The organism is Undibacterium sp. WLHG33 (genome assembly GCF_049544815.1).
Taxonomy (GTDB): Bacteria; Pseudomonadota; Gammaproteobacteria; order Burkholderiales; family Burkholderiaceae_D; genus Undibacterium.
On record NZ_CP186697.1, the window covers coordinates 3,338,892 to 3,357,437 of the forward strand.

Here is an 18,546-nt window from a genome sequence, read left to right on the forward strand (position 1 = left end):
TCTCTACTTTTATTTACATTTGGGAATAATCAGATAATATTGCATTGCAACATATAATTCTAATTTCGATTTCCTATAATCAATATATTGTTTGTGAATAATTGCAGATAACAATACCAACGGAGACAAACAACATGAACTTTTTGACACTGGATCTGAATTTATTGCGGGTGTTTGATGCGGTGATGATTGAGCAAAACCTGACCCGCGCAGCAGACAAACTGGCAATGACACAGCCAGCCGTGTCAAATGCGTTAAAACGCCTGCGCCATTCGCTGAACGATGAATTATTAATACGTACCGCTTATGGTGTGAAGCCGACCCCGCGTGCCGAGGCCTTGTGGCCGACCATACGTCAGGCCCTGTCCAGCCTCGAAGCAGCAATTGCGCCGGGCGTTTTTGATGTGTCGCAGGCGCAGCTGACCTTTCGCATGGCAATGGCGGATGCGACTGCTGCACTGTGGATGCCAACCCTGGTGCGATCCATTCAGAATGAGGCTCCCGGCATTAATGTCAGGATGATGCCACTGACAACGCGCGAACCGCGTCCTATGTTGTTGCACGGCGATATTGATATTGCAGTCGGTTTTTTCCCGGGTGTGGTTGCCCAGCTGGCAGGCGGACAAGCCGCTGGCACCAGCGCGATTCGCCATGAGCGGCTGTACTCGGGTCACTATATTTGTGTGATGCGGCAAAACCATCCTCTGGCGAACAAAACGCTGACGCTGGATGACTACTGCGCCGCAAATCACTTGCTGGTCAGTTTTTCAGGACGGGCGCACGGTCTGATTGATGAAACTTTAAGCAAAATGGGACGTGAACGACGCATACTGCTGACCATTAACCAGTTTTTCACCGCCGGCCGCGTCGTTGCCAATTCTGACTTACTGACAGTCTTGCCGAGGCACCTGATTTCCGCCACCGGTATGACGGATGCGCTGATCTGGAAAGAATTGCCGTTTGAGACACCGGCAGTACATATCGACATGCTGTGGCATGAACGCGATGCGCGCAATCCTGCACATCAATGGCTGAGAAATAATCTGATCACAATGACGCATTCCAATCTGATCCCGGAATTACAGCAGGACAAAGAGGCAGAGTAAGGGAGAAAATTTTATTCTTGTTTCTGATTGCTAAGCTGATAGAAACTTGTTAGGCTGCTTCATCTGTTTAACAGTTTTTTACATTTCGTGTTGATTTTTCGCTTTTCTCCCTCGTAGCGACTTAACCGCCAAGAAAGATGCACACAGCCAGCTATCGCCGATTAATTATTTTCGCCTTGTTGCTGTTATCTTTATTTTTCAAAGGATACGCAGCGCAGGCAGCGGTAACTTCTCTGGAAAAGGGCGAACAGAAAATTCCTCTGAATGCCCATTTTCAGATGCTGGAAGATAAAACCGGCAAGCTCGATATTCAGGATATTCTGGCGCCCTCAATCAATCAGCAATTCAGACCGCTGCACGGAAGTCTGAGTCAGGGTTATACCTCGTCAGCCTTCTGGTTACGTCTGGATATACAAAGAAGCAGTGCCGAAGCCAGCAATACCTGGTTGCTGGAAATGATGCCTATCATGCTCGATGATATCCGCATGTATCGTCTGGCAAACAATGGCAGCATCAGCGTGCAGCGCGCCGGTGACCATATCCCGTTCTCACAACAGGAAATGCGGCATCACTACCCGGTTTTTAAGATCAATCTTCCCGATACAGCTGTCACGACGATATATCTGCGGGTGCAAAGTACCAGTTCAGTTTTCTTCCGCGCGATATTGTGGACACCGGATAAATTCACTGAAACCTCGGATTTCTTAGCCAGTCTGATGGGGATTTATTACGGCGTCATGCTGGCAATGATTATCTACAATGCCTTACTGATGATCAGCTACCGCGACGTGTCGATGTTGTATTACCTGCTGCTGTCGTTCGGTACCTTAACGATAGGAATGTGCGTGAACGGCCACATCGGTATGTTTATCGCGCCCGATTCACCCTGGGTGGTGGACATCATTCCGGCACTGATGCCGCAAGTGATTATTCTTGTTTCGGCTTTGTTTATCAGCAGCTTTCTGCGGCTCAAAGAGACTATGCCTTTCTTCGCCCGTGTTTTCAGAGCAGTGCAAATCATGGTGCTGGTTTTCATCGCTCTGATTCTCGCCGGATACAACACGCAGATCGCTGAATTTGTGCAGATGATCAATCTGCTGCAGGTCATTTTCTTTTTGCCTATCTGTTTGTTAGCCGGTCTGCGTGGTTATCCGCCTGGTTATATCGTCTGTATCGCGTCACTCTCATGGATCGTCAGCGTATTGCTGATCCCTTTGCGCAATCTCGGCATACTTGAATCAAGCTGGATCACGGATTACGGCTTCCAGATAGGCTCGGCAATGGAAGCCATCTTGCTGGCTTTAGCACAGGCCTACAGAATCAGCCTGATCAAAAAAGAGAGTGCCGATATACAGAGACAGTTGCTGAAAATATCGCAGCAGGCTGAATATGAACTGGAAGCCAAAGTACAGTTGCGGACCGCGGAACTCGACAACGCGATTCAGCGTATGAAACTGCTGGATAAAGAAAAAGACGATATTCTCGGAATTGCGGCGCATGATCTCAAAAATCCCTTAACCAGCATCATCGGTATGAGTGATCTGCTGCGTAAAACGCGTCACCAGATTTCTGAAGAACAGCAGCATCAGTATCTTGAACGCATCAGTAACAGCGGCCAGCGGATGATGCATATCGTCACCAATCTGCTGGATGTGAATGCACTGGAATCCGGACATTTTCACCTGTCGGCAGAAACCGTCAGTGTCAGTCAGTTATCACGCGATATCCTCCAACAATATGAATCGGCACTCAAGGCAAAAAATCTGCATACGGTTGTTGATATTGATGGCAGTGTTTTTGTCACCGCCGATCTGAATGCCTGCATCCGTATTGTTGATAATCTGTTGTCAAACGCGATCAAATTCTCACCGGCAGGAAAAACCATATGGCTGACCATCAGTCAGCACCACGGCATGGGCCGACTCGAAGTACGTGACGAAGGACCGGGTCTGTCCGGCGAGGATCAACAACACCTGTTCACCAAGTTTTCCAAACTGTCACCGACCCCGACAGCAGGAGAACATTCGAGCGGGCTGGGTCTGTCCATCGTCAAAAAACTCAGTGAAGCGCAGGGCGGCACTGTGCGTTGTATCAGTGCTCTGGGTGCCGGCACCAGTTTCATCGTTGAATTGCCGCTGGCGGAGGTCTCGCTGGAACACATGCCGGCGATGACCGGAACCTGAGCAAACAGATACCACACTAATCGTGTGATTGCATCTGCACAGGCAATTCACCTTACAATCATGGCTGCTCGCTATCTTCCAAATTACTTTCGATTGTTATCATCATGTTTACAGGCATAGTACAAGGCATCGCCCGCATCGCAAAAGTCAGCGACAAACCGGGCTTGCGCACATTTCAGATTGAATTTCCCGAAGGCTTTGCAAAACAGCTGGAAATCGGCGCCAGCGTTGCCGTGGACGGCGTTTGTCTGACCGTGACTCAATTGCATGGCGAACGGGCAGCCGATTTCGATGTGATGCAGCAAAGTCTGGCGATCACCACGCTCGGTAGTTATTCTGAAAACAGCCGTGTCAACGTTGAACGTGCTGCCAGAGACGGTGCGGAAATCGGCGGACATCCTTTATCCGGACACGTTGATTTCACAGCACACGTCGCTCAGATTCGCGAACTGGAAAATAACTACGTGATCCGTATCGCGGTTCCACCGGAATGGTTACGCTATATCTTTGCGAAAGGCTATATCGCCATTAACGGTGCCAGCCTGACGATCGCAGAAGTCAACCGCGAAGAATCCTGGTTTGAAGTATGGCTGATTCCGGAAACCCTGCGCATGACAGTGTTTGCAGAAAAAAAAGCAGGTGCGGCACTGAATATAGAAATTGAACGCAGCACACAAGTCATCGTCGATACTGTGCGCAATATATTGAGTGAAACACTGGGTCCGCTGTTACCTGCACTTGAATCTGTCCTGCAACAACAAGGCGTCAGCAGCGCGCATCTGTTGAACAGCATCAAAGCTGAGAAGTGATCACAGGAACTCATTTCATCTTTCACAGCGAAATGGGTTCTGTCGTGTGAGACCGGACAGACAGCGATTGATACTATGTCTTGGCCGTTGCCGGCTTACTCAGCCATTGCACCGCAAGTATGCTGAACAGCACCATCAACAATCCGGCAAACGATAACCCGCGTATCGTTTGCCCGAGTAACACCCAGCCCAGTAGAACTGCAGTCAGCGGACTAAACAAACCTAATGACGATATCGCAACTGCCGGTAATCGTGCCACACCTCTGAACCACAGAACATACGCCAATAAGGCTCCTATCAAGCTCAAATATGCGTATCCACCAATATTCACAGGAGTCAGCAGTGGCAATGGCGGATCAAACAAACAGGCAAGTGGCAGTAATATCAATCCCCCCAGAAGCAATTGCCATCCGGTGAATGCCAGCACTGGTAAAACAATATTCCAGCGCCGCGCCAAGTACGTACCTACCGCCATGCAGGCCGTACCGGTCAGCGCAGCAGTAATACCGAGCGGATCCCAGACGGAACCAGGTCCCAGTAAAAGAGCTGCCATACCTGCGACACCGGTAATCGCAGCGGCAATCACCGATATCCCCGGCTTGTGGTGATCAAATAGCCAGACCAGCACCATCATCAGTAAAGGTTGTAAAGCACCGACCACTGCTGCTAAACCTCCGGGCAACCGGTAGGCTGCAACAAATAACAAGGCCTGAAAAAATCCTATATTCAATGCTGCAAGTATCAGTAATCGTGGCCAGGCTGCGAACTGCGGAAGGCGGCGGGTCATCAGCAATAACAACATTCCGGCGGGTAGAACCCGTATCAGCGCTGCGGTAAATGGCCGATCCGGTGGTAATAACTGCGTTGTGACGATATACGTACTGCCCCAGATAACAGGGGCAAGTGCTGTGAGTAAGATATCTTTCAATGCGACCGTACCGTCAGAACTATTTTTCATTATTTATCTTCAATTCAAGATAAATAATCTTAACACAGAATAAAAATAAATTAGCGATATAATCTTGATATCAAGATAAATGGAGAAATCAGAATGACACAGATTCAGCCCGATGCCGTCGATGTCGTACTGGAACAATGGCGCAATGAAAGGCCCGATCTGGATGTCAGCCCTATGGCTATTATCGGGCGGCTTGGACGTTGTACAGCACTGCTACGACCGCAGTTGGACGCTACATTTGCCGAGTTTAATCTCAGCGCCTGGGAGTTTGATGTGCTGGCGACACTGCGGCGTTCAGGTAAGCCATTCCGCCTGACGCCAACGGCTTTATTTTCCAGCATGATGATTACCTCCGGGACAATGACGCACCGTCTGAAAAGTCTGGAAAACCGCGCACTGATCAAGCGTCTGCCGAACCCGGCAGATGCCCGCAGTATGCTGGTGCAATTATCCGCCAGTGGCCTGAAACTGATTGATCGCGCTGTCGCCGCGCATGTGGAAAATGAAAGACGGATACTGGCACCGCTGAAAGCAAGCAGTCAGGCAGTGCTGAAAGCGCGTCTGACGGAATTGCTTGCAGTGCTTGAGGAACTTAACCAGTAATAACAACACAGCATGAAAATTGGCCACCTGCATCAGGTGGCCAATTTTTTTACAGCGTTTATATTTAGCGGGTCATCTACTCTCGTTGTGACCTCATCACCGGCGTGATACCGGCAACAGTAAGCCACTTATTTGATTGGCAGACAGCTGGTATTTTTAACTTCTTCCATCACTGCATAGGTATGCGTTTCACGTACACCATTTAATTGCAGCAATGATTTACCGAGGAAGTCGCGGTAGGCGTTCATGTCTTTCACACGCGCTTTGACCAGGTAATCAAAACCACCGGCAACCATGTGACATTCCAGTACTTCGGGAATCGCCTGCACGCCACGGCGGAACGCATCAAAAACATCGGGTGTGGTTCTGTCGAGCACAACTTCGATGAACACCAGCAAAGCCACATCCAGAAGATGCGGGTTGAGTTGTGCTGTGTAACCAAGAATGTAGCCGGACTCCTGCAATTTACGCACGCGTTCGAGGCAGGCAGCCGGGGATAGGTTAACCCGCGTCGCCAGTTCTACATTACTGATACGGCCATCGTTTTGTAATTCGGCCAGAATTCTTTTACTGATTTTGTCTAGCATAAGAAGTCAAAAATTGATCAGAGTGATGATTAATAATATTCGGGATAATTTTCTCATAAAAAAGAAAATTTCGATATGAGTTCTATTTTCCAGAATTAATCATTGAGCAGCGTCGATACAATGAAATCATATTTGTTTTAATTATTTCTATATGACTGCGACCTCTGTGACTACTTCTACATCCCCGTTTGCGGCACTGCGTGCCGAGCTGTTAGTGAATATCAGCCCACTCAGAAACGCCATTACCAGCGCTTACCGTCGCAATGAAACCGAGGCTGTGCAGTATCTGCTGTCACAAGTTAATTCTTACCCCTCGTTACAAAATAATGTTGCAGAACTTGCGAAAAAATTAGTCAGCAACGTACGTCAGCAACGCACACGTGCTTCCGGCGTCGATGCGCTGATGCATGAATTTTCTTTGTCTTCCGAAGAAGGTGTCGCTCTGATGTGTCTAGCCGAAGCGCTGCTGCGTATTCCTGACCATCAGACCGCAGATCGCCTGATTGCGGACAAAATCAGTAAAGGCGACTGGGCAAAACATCTGGGCGAGTCACCATCAATGTTCGTCAATGCTGCGACCTGGGGTTTGCTGGTGACAGGAAAACTGGTCGCAACCAATAGCGAACAAGGCCTGGGTGCGGCATTGACGCGGCTGATTGCCAAAGGCGGCGAACCCTTGATCCGTAAAGGTGTGGATCTCGCTATGCGTATGCTCGGCAATCAGTTCGTCACTGGTCAAACCATAGAAGAAGCGCTGAAAAACAGTCAGGAAAATGAAAAGCGCGGTTACCGCTATTCGTATGACATGCTGGGTGAAGCAGCACTGACCGCCAAAGATGCGGCCTTTTATTATCAGTCATACGAAACTGCGATCCACGCGATCGGTAAAGCCTCAAATGGTCGCGGCATTAAAGATGGTCCAGGTATTTCTGTGAAATTATCGGCCTTGCATCCGCGTTACTCACGTGCACAACGCGAGCGCACGATGACGGAATTATTGCCGCTGCTGAAAAATTTATTGATGCTGGCTAAGCACTACAACATCGGTCTGAACATCGACGCCGAAGAAACTGACAGGCTGGAATTATCGCTCGATCTGATAGAAGCACTGGCGTTCGATCCCGACCTGAAAGGCTTTGAAGGCATAGGCTACGTGGTGCAGGGCTATCAGAAACGCTGTCCGTACGTGATTGATTACCTGATTGATCTGGCGCGGCGCAGCGGCAGTAAATTTATGGTGCGTCTGGTAAAAGGCGCGTACTGGGATGCCGAAATCAAACGTGCGCAAGTCGATGGCATGAGTGGTTTTCCGGTCTATACCCGTAAAGTGTATACCGACTTATCGTATCTGACCTGCGCGCAACGCTTGCTGGCAGCGACCGACGTGATTTATCCACAGTTCGCCACGCACAACGCTCTGACGCTGGCGACAATTTATACCTGGGCAAAAGAAGCAGGCGTGACGGATTATGAATTCCAGTGTCTGCACGGCATGGGCGAAACTTTATACGATCAGGTTGTCGGTAAAGATAAGCTGAATAAGCCTTGCCGTATCTATGCACCGGTGGGTTCGCATCAGACTTTGCTTGCTTACCTGGTGCGTCGCCTGCTGGAAAACGGCGCCAACTCGTCGTTTGTGAATCAGATCGTTGATGAAAGCGTGTCTATCGACACGCTGATCGCGGATCCGATTGCGATTGCGCGTGAACTCGGTGGCACGCCGCATGCCGGCATCGCTTTGCCCCGCGAATTGTTCGGTCGTGAACGTCAGAATTCTGCCGGTCTGGATTTTTCGAATGAAAACACACTGCAGGAATTAGCAGTACAGTTCACTACAGCGGCTAGTGAGTTCATCGTTGCGACACCATTATTAGCGAATGACAGCAGCGCCAGCGAACGACGTGATGTACGCAACCCGGCCTGTCTGTCGGATACCGTGGGCGCAGTGATTGAAGCCAACACGCAAGACGTGCAACATGCCTTGCATGCAGCCGAACACTACGCACTGGAATGGCAAACGACTGCCCCATCGATCCGTGCGGCCAGTCTGAAAAAAGCGGCTGATTTACTGGAAGCAAATACTTCTGAATTCATGGCACTGGCCATACGCGAAGCAGGAAAATCGCTGCCGAATGCGATTGCAGAAGTGCGTGAGGCGGTCGATTTTTTACGTTATTACGCAGCGCAGGTGGAGTCACACAGCAATACCAAAGCCCTCGGTCCGGTAGTTTGTATCAGCCCGTGGAATTTCCCGTTGGCGATTTTTATCGGCGAAGTCAGCGCAGCGCTGGCGGCAGGTAACGTGGTGTTGGCGAAGCCAGCTGAGCAAACGCCTTTGATCGCGTATCGGGCAATACAGCTGTTGCACGAAGCAGGCATCCCGCGTGCTGCTTTACAGTTTTTGCCAGGAACCGGCGAAGTCGTCGGTGCGCAGCTGGTGGCAGATGCGCGCGTTAAAGGTGTCATTTTTACCGGCTCGACTGAAGTCGCGCAAATCATTAACCGCACCCTCAGCAAACGTGCGGTTGCAGAGGGTATCGATATACCGCTGATCGCTGAAACCGGCGGGCAAAATGCGATGATCGTTGATAGCAGCGCCTTACCTGAACAAGTCGTCAACGATGTCCTGACCTCTGCCTTTGACAGCGCAGGTCAGCGTTGTTCCGCACTGCGTATTTTGTGTCTGCAGGAAGATATCGCTGACAAAACGATAGAAATGCTGCACGGTGCGATGCAGGAATTGTGTATCGGTCAGACCGATAGGCTGGCAACGGATATCGGCCCGGTCATCGATGCTGAAGCGCAAAACAATTTACAACGGCACATCAACGCAATGCGTGATCTGGGTAAATCGGTATTCAGTCTGACACTGCCGGAAAGCTGCCAGCAAGGCACCTTTATTGCGCCGACTGTCATTGAAATCAGCAATCTGGCTGAACTGAAAAATGAGGTATTCGGCCCGGTACTGCATATTTTGCGCTTCCGCCGCGATCAATTGCCTGAACTGATTGATCAGATCAATGGCACTGGCTTTGGCCTGACGCTGGGCATCCATTCCCGTATCGATGAAACGATCAATTTCATCACCAGCCGTGCACACGTCGGCAATATTTATGTGAACCGTAACATCGTCGGTGCGGTCGTCGGCGTGCAGCCTTTCGGTGGTGAAGGAAAATCCGGCACGGGCCCGAAAGCCGGCGGACCGCTGTATCTGAAACGTCTGCAAAAAACACCGGATACCAGCCTCGGTGGTCACACCGTTTATGAACGGCAAGAGCCTGCGGCACTCAGTACCTTGCTGGTCTGGATCAAGACGCAGCAGATGCAGGAACTGGCGACTACAGGCGAACAATACAGCCATCAGACGCCATATAAGATCACGCAAGTGCTACCCGGCCCGACAGGTGAGCGTAATACCTTATCGTTTGTGCCGCGTGGCCGTATCTATTGCGTCGCCAGCGGGCTGCCTTGCCTGCTGAATCAACTGGCAGCGACACTGGCAACCGGTAACACACCTGTCTTGCCAAAACAGGCGCTGACGCTGTTGCCGGACAGTTTTCCGACAGAACTGCGACAGCAGATCATCAGCGCTGAAGTGCAGGATTGCGGTGCGCAGATTGTACTGGTGGAAAGCGGCTTGCTGAATATCTATAAGCCTGTTTTTGCGGCTCTCGAGGGGGCCATCGCCTCTGTGATTGAAACCTCAGACAACACAGAGATTCCGCTGTGGCGCCTGGTGGCAGAACGCGCTCTGTGCATCAACACAACTGCTGCCGGCGGTAATGCCAGCCTGATGGCAATGGCAAGTTAATCACCGCTTTCGCAGCTATCAACATCCAGCAAAAAGCCCGCAAATGCGGGCTTTTTTTTCTATATTGATCAGATCTCGCACTTCGCAGTCGCTGAGGTCATTTACAACCGTCGCTGCCTGAGCCGTTTTTACGACATTAGCAGCATCATTGTAAACGACAGCGTCCGCGTACCAGAAATTGCTTAAAACCCTGGCTGTGCCAGAAAGCGGATGCCTGCACGTCTTCACTGAGCCAGTTAACCTCAATACTGCCGAGTTTCTGTTCTATTGCATACGATCTCGCGGCAGCAACCAGTTGTGCACCCAGACCGCGCCGCCGCTGTTGCGGGTGTACGTCGAGGTCCTGCAGATACAGACACGGCGTTTGCGCGAATTCCGGTTCAGGCAGATAAATTTTTGCCGTCAGATAAGCAAACAGATTTGTTGTTGCAGTGTCAAAAATTCCCCAGCCTAAACAAGTCTGCGCAGCCAGCTCATCAGCAATGATCTGGGCGTATGCTTGCTGCGACACTTGCGGCAGATAAGCAGCTTCGGTTTTTGCGCTTTCTGCTGCGCCTGTCAGCCAGAGTCCGGCTATCTGTGGCGCATCGGCAGTTTCAAGAGGTCGTAAATACATGATTGATCAGAAAAATCTGCAACTGAAGGCGCTCAGAACTGGCCTGGTGAGAAATAAATACTGGGGGGAGTATATTTTAAAACCCAGCGTTTACGAGGACATAAAGGCTAAAACTACGGATACTCCCCTAAAAAATCTTAAAACCCTGAAAATTTGCTTATATATTTTTCCGACGAAAAATATGTTTCGATGTCAAAAAATCAGAAACAAAAAAAAGAGCCTGTAAGAATTTCTGTGTAAATGCCACGGAACAAGTCAGTGATCGTATTTTTGAATGCGATCACCAAACTCAATCATAAAACGATTTAAGGCCATACGCCAATTGTTGCGTCCGAATGCGGTGGTGCCGTACAAATCGGTGGCGGCGGTGATGGCTTCGGCACAGCGTCTTGGTGTGACCAAGATCGGTATGGTCGGCAATGAGCAGTTCTTGAAGTGATTCACATAAATCAAGCTCTGGACACTTCAATGGCCAATTCTTGATGTATTATAAAAAACGGCAGGGGCATCCCTGCCTTTTTTCATATTTGCCAGAAAGCGTAACTCCGAGTCACGTATATGTACCTTTCTGAGTTTATTTAATTTATTGATTGAGAGATCAACATATGAAGCAACTTCGCTTTTCTCGTATCGCTGTCATGCTGGCAGCAATCGGCTTTGCTGCCGTACCAGAATTAACCAATATCGCTGCAAATACTGCTTACGCTCAGGAAGCAATGCGTCCTGAAATCGGTCGTATCGTACAGGCGGCAGGTGACTTGTTTAAGGCGAAGAAATATAAAGATGCTTTGTCTAAGATTCATGAGGCTGATAGTGTCAGCGGTAAAACCGTGAACGAAAATTTCACGATAGAGCGTATGCGTTTGTCGATTGCATCTGCTGCCGGTGATAACGATACGGTAATCCGCGCTGCCGAAACGATTATTGCCGCCGGAAAATTGCCTTCAAAAGATCAGTTGCAGATGATACAGGTACTGGCGAATGCTTACTATAAGTCGGGTAATTACTCCAAAGCAGCCCAATGGTATAACCGCTATTATGCCGATGGCGGTACAGATCAGTCCTTGCGTCCTTACCTGATCCAGGCGATGAATCAGGGTGGTGACAGTGCCAAGGCGCTGAAAGAGGTGACGGCAGATCTGGCTGCAGATGAAAAAGCCGGACGTACGCCTAGTCTGGCTAATCTGGAGTTTTATGCTGATGCAGCGCGTAAACAAAAAGATATGGCTGGTTACTCCAGTGCGCTCGAAAAAATGGTCGCATACCACGGTAAGAAAGAATACTGGGTCAACTTGCTGAACAACGTGGAGCGTAAGCCAGGTTATTCCGCACGCCTGAAACTCGATTTATTACGTCTGAAACTGGCTCTGGGCCAGATCACCAAAGCAAATGACTTTATGGATTTGTCTTTGATGGCAATTCAGGCGGGTTATCCTGCCGAAGCAACGAAAATTATCGAGGCAGGTTACAAGGCGGGTGCTTTAGGTACAGGTAATGATGCCGAGCGCCATAAGCGCTTGCGCGATATGGCTGCCAAAGCGCTTGATGAATCAAACAAAGGTGCGGCAGCAGCTGAGACCGAAGCAAAACAAAGTAAAGACGGTAATGGTCTTGTTAATGTCGGTTTTGCGAATGTCACTGCCGGTAAATTTGATCAGGGTCTGGCGATGATGGAAGAGGGCATCAAAAAAGGTTCTCTGAAAAATCCGGAAGACGCTAAATTGCATCTGGGTATTGCCCAATTCCAGGCTGGTAAAAAAGCTAATGCAATCAAAACCTGGAAAACCGTGCAAGGCAATGACGGTACTTCAGATCTGGCGCGTTACTGGGTCATTTACGCGAATCAGAAATAACGCATTTTTACAAGTAAAAAAGGGTACTGATCACAGCACCCTTTTTTTATTGACTCAGCTTTACAGGTTCATCATGCGGTAATGAAAACCACAATTAACCATGAGGCTTCCTGCTGCTTTTTGCATTTGCGACTAATGTTTTTCCGCTTGATGCCACAAGCTTATTGCGATGTGCTGGCTTAGAGTGAGAGGCAACTGTGATGTGGCGGGATTTTGCGATAACAGGGACCTGGATCTGCAAATTTTGTCCTGCACTGACATTATCGCGTTTCAGATTATTCCAGTTCTTTAAGTCGGCAACGCTGACCTTGTAGCGTTGAGCGATACTATTCAGATTGTCTTTTTTACCAACGCGATAGTGTAGTTGGCGCGTGGTTATTCCTTTTTCTATCACCAGTTGGGCTTTGTCTGCGATCTCGGGAGAAATATCCTGATCCGGCGCTTTTTCTGATTTTGGAACCAGAATAGTCGAGCCCGCTTTGACCAGCATACTCGCCGGAATCATATTCACTTCACGGATAAATTCAGGTTTATGTCCGAGTCGGTGCGCAAGTGATTCGATTTTTTCAGTTTTGGCGACGGTGTAAGTGGACCAGCTTGACAGTGGACCTTGCCATTTGCTGAGGTTTTCCTTAAACAAAGCAGCATTATCTGTCGGTAATAAAATCTTGGTATCGCTGTTGCCGGTAATGACAGGGCGATTGAATTGCGGGTTCAGCGCAGTGAACTCGTCCATCGACAGTTCTGCCAGCTGAGCAGCCACGCGGACATCGATGTCACGGGTTTTTTCAACGGTGACGAAGTAAGGCTGATTATCGAGCTTGGGCAGTGCAATATTAAATTGCTCAGGATGCGCAATGATGTTTTTGACTGCCTGTAACTTTGGCAGATAATTTCGCGTTTCCAGCGGCATCAGCGGTGACATGCTGTCAAAGTCGATCGGCAATCCCAGTGCCTGCTGTTTTTTTATTGCGCGCTGAACCGAGCCTTCGCCCCAGTTATAGGCAGCAAGTGCAAGCTGCCAGTCTCCGAACATCCCGTACAGGCGTTCAAGATAATTCAAGGCTGCGTCTGTTGAGTCCAGAACACCGCGTCTGTCATCCTTAAACATGTTTTGTTTAAGATTGAAATCTTTCCCGGTGGCAGCCATAAATTGCCACATACCACTGGCTTTAGCGGTTGAAATCGCTTGCGGATTAAAGGCTGACTCGATGAATGGTAGTAACGCCAGTTCAGACGGCATGCCGCGCTTTTCCAACTCTTCAACAACATGGTAGAGATAGCGTGATCCGCGCTGAACCGTGCGCAAAATATAGTCGGTTCGTGTGCTGTACCAGGTCAGCTGATTATCCACCAGCTTGTTGCTCAGATCCGGTATCGCATAACCAGCGCGTATACGCTCCCATAGATCGGCTTCCTGATTCGTGTAAACGAAAGGTGTGATTTCGGCAGGAGAACTAACTACAGAGGGGGAAGTGTTGCGACTAATGCTGGCTTCTGGTGCGTTACTCAGAACAGCGAGTGAAGATGAATCTGCGTGGCTGATATTGGGAAGTGCCCAGAATAGTAAGGCAGAGGCCGTAAAAGCAATCAGAGGGTGGGTTTGGTGTCGTAATCGTTTCATAGGCGGGATGATGTGCTCATCGACCATGGTCGACTTTGATAGAAGAATCGTAAGAGTGTACGCAAGGGCAGGCGGGTGCGTCAAGGGAAATGTCGTCGTGCTGACATTTTAACCGGCCTCATAAAGGAGATGCGTGGAGTTAGCGTCTCAATGGCACTACGTTAGATGTGACTTGAATAAAGATGCGGCTTTTGTAATTGTTTGTGACTGTTTTAGTCCTTCTTTTTTAGCTCTTTCTATGACGTGCGGATAGCTTGAGTGCGGATACAGAATCCTCGATGTCTATTCCGCTATTTATCCTACAATGAATGCCTGTAATTTTCCGACTGGCTCTTTATGATTTTAATTAAAACAGGTTTGTCTTTGATCGTCTTGACGGCGTTGACCTCGATATCAGCGTACGCCACGGCGGATACGATGATTGAAAATGCAAATGGCTATACATTAAACCGTCAGCAAAAGTTGATCCGCTTTGATGCGCTTGTTTTTGATGATAGTGGAAAAATCACCGCGGTCGGGCATAGTAAAAAACTGCTCCGGCAATTTCCTCTGGCGCAGCGTATTAATCTTCACGGCAAAACCTTGTTGCCGGGGCTGATTGACGCACATGGACACGTACTGGCGTTGGGGCACCATCAGGCGCAGTTAAGTTTGCGCGAAACGAGGACGTTGGCTGAGGCGCAGGGGCGCATCAGCGATTATGCACAACGCTTTCCGTCACAGCTATGGATACTTGGCGGTGAATGGAATCAGGTTAACTGGGATTCGGGCCGCTTTCCAACCGCAAGCGATATTGACACCGTTGTCAGCGACCGTCCGGTCTGGCTGAGCCGGGTGGATGGTCATGCAGCGTGGGCAAACAGTCGTGCGATGCAACTGGCCGGTATTGGCCGTGACACGCCTGATCCCGTTGGCGGCAAAATAGAGAGAGATGCGCAGGGCAATCCGACCGGTATATTGATCGACAATGCGATGGATCTGATTCAAGCGGTTATCCCTCCCGCCAGTGATGCCGGTAACCGTCTGGCTTTGGATGCAGCTTTACTCACACTTGCGCAGTCCGGTCTGACCAGCGTGCATGACGCCGGTGTGTCTGCCGAAGCTGATCGTTTGTTCCGTGAATATGCTGCAAATAGCAAGCTCAGTGTTCGTATTTACGGCATGATCAGTGGTACCGATGATTTTTTTGAGCGCATTTCCAGAGAGGGGCCTTTACTCAGCGATGGACAGGATCGCTATGCTTTACGTGCTGTTAAATTGTTTGCGGACGGTGCGCTCGGTAGTCGTGGTGCAGCGCTGGCGGCGCCGTATTCCGATGCACCCGACACTTCGGGCTTATTGTTTCAAACGAAGTCGGCTATGGTTGCGATGATAAAAAAAGCGGCTGACAAAGGCTATCAGGTCAATGTGCATGCGATAGGCGACGCGGCCAATCGCCAGATACTGGATGGTTTTGCGGCTTTACCTGCAGCAGCACGAAAGTTGGCGCGGCACAGGATAGAGCATGCGCAAGTCCTTGCTGTTGAGGATATTCCTCGTTTTAAGTCGCTCAATATTATTCCCTCCATGCAGCCTGTACATGCGACTTCGGATATGACGATGGCGGAACAAAGGGTGGGACATGAGCGCATCAAGGGGGCTTACGCATGGCGACGCTATCTGAAGCAAGGTTCGCGCATTGCCTGTGGTTCAGATTTTCCGGTCGAGTCAGCCAATCCGTTCTGGGGGATACACGCGGCAGTAACGCGCCGCAGTCGCGATGGTGAACCTTTGCATGGCTGGTATGCCGATCAGGCAATGACTCTGACCGAAGCTTTCCGCTGCTTCACGCTGGATGCCGCGTATGCCGCCCATCAGGAAAATATCATCGGCAGTCTGGAGAAGGGAAAATGGGCTGACTTTATCGTTGTTGATCGTGATATGTTCACGATTCCGGCTCAGCAGATCCATCAGATTCAGGTAGTGCAGACCTGGCTTGCGGGGAAAGTGGTTTATCAGAATGAAGCGCCTTCTCTGAAATAAACGCTTCGTCAGGTCTGTTGCTATGTGAATCGTATGTTGAATAAGTGTGCCTGCATTCTGGCGAGGTGATGCAGCAGGAATGCAGGCGTCCTTGATCAGGCACTCATGCAGAATACGTTCAGTTTATTGCCATCGAGGTCACGGAAATATCCGGCGTAAAATCCGCTGTCTCCGCGCGGCCCCGCCGCGCCTTCGTCTTTGCCGCCGAGTTCAATCGCTTTGTTGTACACCGCGTCCACTTTTTCTTTTGAATCGACGATCAGTGCGACCATCACGCCGTTGCCGACCGTTGCTGCTTGTCCGTCGTAAGGTTTGATAATGCTCAGTCTGGCCTGATTCGGGTTATTGCCCCAGGCGATAAATTCCGGTGATTCCATCGCGCGTTTAGCGCCGATGACCGCCAGTAAGTTGTCATAGAATTGTGCTGCACGTTCAAAGTTGTTTGTTCCTAATGTGACGTAGCCGATCATCTTCTTTCCTTTAGTTTTTAGTATCGTGTCAGGCGCTGAGGCGCATATTTTTATTGCATCAGTATTGTGCCAGCAAAAAGACAGCCTTGCCGGCTCAGGCGTTTTCCGATGTCAGGTTGAACTGCAATGCAGCCAGTTTGGCATAGACGCCGCCTTGCGCAACCAGACTGGCATGGGTGCCGGTTTCAACGATGCGACCATGTTCCATCACGATGATTTTATCGGCCCGCTGCACTGTCGCCAGGCGGTGCGCAATAATCAGCGTGGTGCGGTCTTGCATCGCGACTTCCAGTGCACCTTGCACCAGACGTTCTGATTCGGCATCCAGCGCACTGGTGGCTTCATCCAGTAACAGTAATGGCGGATTTTTCAGCAAGGCACGCGCGATCGCAATCCGCTGCCGTTGGCCGCCCGACAGGCGCACGCCGCGTTCACCGAGAAATGACTGATAGCCTTCCGGCAGCTTTTCTATGAATTCGTGGGCTGCCGCCATTTTTGCGGCGGCGATCACTTCAGCATCGCTGGCGTCAGCGCGGCCATAGCGAATGTTGTCCATCGCATTCGCCGAAAAGATGATGGTCTCTTGCGGTACGACGCCAATCGCATTGCGTAAGGTGTGCAGATCGAGGTCGCGGATATTCACCCCATCGAGCTGGATTTCTCCGCTTTGCGGATCATAAAAGCGCAGCAGTAATTGGAATAAAGTCGTTTTTCCTGCGCCGGAAGAACCGACGACAGCAATCGTCTGTCCGGCGGGAATATCCAGCGTGACGCCTGCAATCGAGGCGGTATCCGGGCGCGATGGATAATGAAAGCGGATATCGCGTATCAATAAACTTGCGCCGCCCGTTTGCTTTACTGCACGTGGTGGTAAAGCACGCGGATGTGCCGGATTTTGTATCGGTGACTGCACTTCCATTAATTCCAGCAGGCGTTCAGTCGCACCGGCAGCACGTTGGGCGTCGCCCATGACTTCCGATAATGCGCCCAGCGCACCGGCGACGATGGAGGCATACAGAATGAATTGTCCGAGTTCGCCGCCGCTCATCGTGCCGTCCATGACCGCACGGGCCCCCAGCCACAGCACGAAGACGATGGCGCCGAACACCAGCAAGATCGCCATCATGGTCAGCAGCGAACGTGCGCGTATGCGGCGCATAGCGGTGCCAAATGCGTTTTCGACCGAATCTGCAAAGCGTCGTGCTTCGATGTGTTCATGTGTAAATGCCTGTACCGTCGGCATTGCATTCAGAATTTCACCGGCAATCGCAGACGCATCAGCGATTTTGTCTTGGGAGTCACGCGACAGCTTGCGGACCCTGCGTCCGAACAAAATAATCGGCAACACCACCAGTGCCAGCATCACGATGATGATGGACGAGAGTTTGATGCTGGTGATAAAGAGCATCACCAGACCACCGATAAACAGCAGGACATTGCGCAGCGCCATCGAAATGCTGGTGCCAACCACCGTTTGTATCAGTGTGGTGTCGGTGGTCAGGCGCGACAACACTTCGCCGGTTTGCGTGGTTTCGAAAAACTGCGGACTCTGCGTGACCACATGCGAATACACGGCATTGCGGATGTCGGCGGTGACACGTTCACCCAGCCATGACACCATGTAAAAGCGGGCGGCCGTCGCGATGCCCAGAACGCAGGCAACGCCAAACAGCGCGAGGAAGGTCAGATCCACATGCTCGATGTTACCTTGCTCGTTGTGAGCAAAGCCCAGATCAATCATCTGCCGGAAGGCTGCCGGAATCGCCAGCGTCGCACCGGCGGCAACCAGCAAAGCGATACCGGCAAGAATGAACTGGCGGCGATAGGGGAGCAGGAAAGGGAGCAATCCTTTGAGTGTGCTCAGGCTGCTGCGTTCCTTGGGAATGTCTGTGCTCATAATGGAT

13 protein-coding genes and 1 pseudogene are annotated in these 18,546 nt (G+C 50.3%); 8 read left to right on the plus strand and 6 right to left on the minus strand.

Annotation, left to right across the window (positions count from 1 at the left end):
- The first annotated feature begins 134 nt into the window (after positions 1–134).
- From ACOTSW_RS15105 to ACOTSW_RS15115, 3 genes are all read left to right on the plus strand, one after another.
- Positions 135–1,106 (plus strand): LysR family transcriptional regulator, encoded by a 972-nt coding sequence (locus tag ACOTSW_RS15105; RefSeq protein ID WP_423679902.1) that lies wholly within the window; start codon positions 135–137, stop codon positions 1,104–1,106.
- Between the two features lie 137 nt (positions 1,107–1,243).
- Positions 1,244–3,289: a sensor histidine kinase gene (locus ACOTSW_RS15110; protein ID WP_423679903.1), complete on the plus strand. Its 2,046-nt coding sequence runs from the start codon at positions 1,244–1,246 to the stop codon at positions 3,287–3,289.
- Between the two features lie 104 nt (positions 3,290–3,393).
- Positions 3,394–4,098 (plus strand): riboflavin synthase subunit alpha, encoded by a 705-nt coding sequence (locus ACOTSW_RS15115; RefSeq protein WP_423679904.1) that lies wholly within the window; start codon positions 3,394–3,396, stop codon positions 4,096–4,098.
- 73 nt (positions 4,099–4,171) lie between these two features.
- Here ACOTSW_RS15115 and ACOTSW_RS15120 read toward each other — a convergent pair whose 3' ends face one another.
- Positions 4,172–5,056 carry an EamA family transporter gene (locus ACOTSW_RS15120; protein WP_423679905.1) on the minus strand — a complete coding sequence of 295 codons (885 nt, stop codon included), beginning with the start codon at positions 5,054–5,056 and terminating at the stop codon, positions 4,172–4,174.
- A gap of 93 nt (positions 5,057–5,149) precedes the next feature.
- On the opposite strand from ACOTSW_RS15120, the gene ACOTSW_RS15125 reads away from it, so the two are divergent.
- Positions 5,150–5,659 (plus strand): MarR family winged helix-turn-helix transcriptional regulator, encoded by a 510-nt coding sequence (locus ACOTSW_RS15125; protein WP_423679906.1) that lies wholly within the window; start codon positions 5,150–5,152, stop codon positions 5,657–5,659.
- Between the two features lie 128 nt (positions 5,660–5,787).
- On the opposite strand, the gene ACOTSW_RS15130 is transcribed toward ACOTSW_RS15125, so the two are convergent.
- Positions 5,788–6,246, minus strand: a complete 459-nt coding sequence (locus tag ACOTSW_RS15130) for an Lrp/AsnC ligand binding domain-containing protein (RefSeq protein WP_110254407.1) — start codon at positions 6,244–6,246, stop codon at positions 5,788–5,790.
- Positions 6,247–6,397: 151 nt separating this feature from the next.
- On the opposite strand from ACOTSW_RS15130, the gene putA reads away from it, so the two are divergent.
- On the plus strand, positions 6,398–10,057 hold the full coding sequence (gene putA / locus ACOTSW_RS15135) for a trifunctional transcriptional regulator/proline dehydrogenase/L-glutamate gamma-semialdehyde dehydrogenase (protein WP_423679908.1): 3,660 nt from the start codon (positions 6,398–6,400) through the stop codon (positions 10,055–10,057).
- A 145-nt stretch (positions 10,058–10,202) separates the two neighbouring features.
- On the opposite strand, the gene ACOTSW_RS15140 is transcribed toward putA, so the two are convergent.
- The gene (locus ACOTSW_RS15140; protein WP_423679909.1) at positions 10,203–10,673 is read right to left on the minus strand and encodes a GNAT family N-acetyltransferase; all 471 of its coding nucleotides are present in this window, start codon (positions 10,671–10,673) and stop codon (positions 10,203–10,205) included.
- A gap of 325 nt (positions 10,674–10,998) precedes the next feature.
- Here ACOTSW_RS15140 and ACOTSW_RS15145 point away from each other — a divergent pair.
- A pseudogene (locus ACOTSW_RS15145) lies at positions 10,999–11,112 on the plus strand (biopolymer transporter ExbD); the annotation flags it as partial.
- A 166-nt stretch (positions 11,113–11,278) separates the two neighbouring features.
- Positions 11,279–12,526 (plus strand): hypothetical protein, encoded by a 1,248-nt coding sequence (locus tag ACOTSW_RS15150; RefSeq protein WP_423679910.1) that lies wholly within the window; start codon positions 11,279–11,281, stop codon positions 12,524–12,526.
- Between the two features lie 94 nt (positions 12,527–12,620).
- On the opposite strand, the gene ACOTSW_RS15155 is transcribed toward ACOTSW_RS15150, so the two are convergent.
- Positions 12,621–14,150 (minus strand): transglycosylase SLT domain-containing protein, encoded by a 1,530-nt coding sequence (locus ACOTSW_RS15155; RefSeq protein WP_423679911.1) that lies wholly within the window; start codon positions 14,148–14,150, stop codon positions 12,621–12,623.
- 417 nt (positions 14,151–14,567) lie between these two features.
- Here ACOTSW_RS15155 and ACOTSW_RS15160 point away from each other — a divergent pair, with 417 nt between their 5' ends.
- On the plus strand, positions 14,568–16,172 hold the full coding sequence (locus tag ACOTSW_RS15160) for an amidohydrolase (protein ID WP_423679912.1): 1,605 nt from the start codon (positions 14,568–14,570) through the stop codon (positions 16,170–16,172).
- A 95-nt stretch (positions 16,173–16,267) separates the two neighbouring features.
- On the opposite strand, the gene ACOTSW_RS15165 is transcribed toward ACOTSW_RS15160, so the two are convergent.
- A complete protein-coding gene (locus tag ACOTSW_RS15165) occupies positions 16,268–16,642 on the minus strand; it encodes a VOC family protein (protein WP_423679913.1) in 375 nt (124 codons plus the stop codon).
- A gap of 94 nt (positions 16,643–16,736) precedes the next feature.
- The gene (locus ACOTSW_RS15170) at positions 16,737–18,539 is read right to left on the minus strand and encodes an ABC transporter transmembrane domain-containing protein (RefSeq protein WP_423679914.1); all 1,803 of its coding nucleotides are present in this window, start codon (positions 18,537–18,539) and stop codon (positions 16,737–16,739) included.
- Positions 18,540–18,546 lie beyond the last annotated feature (7 nt).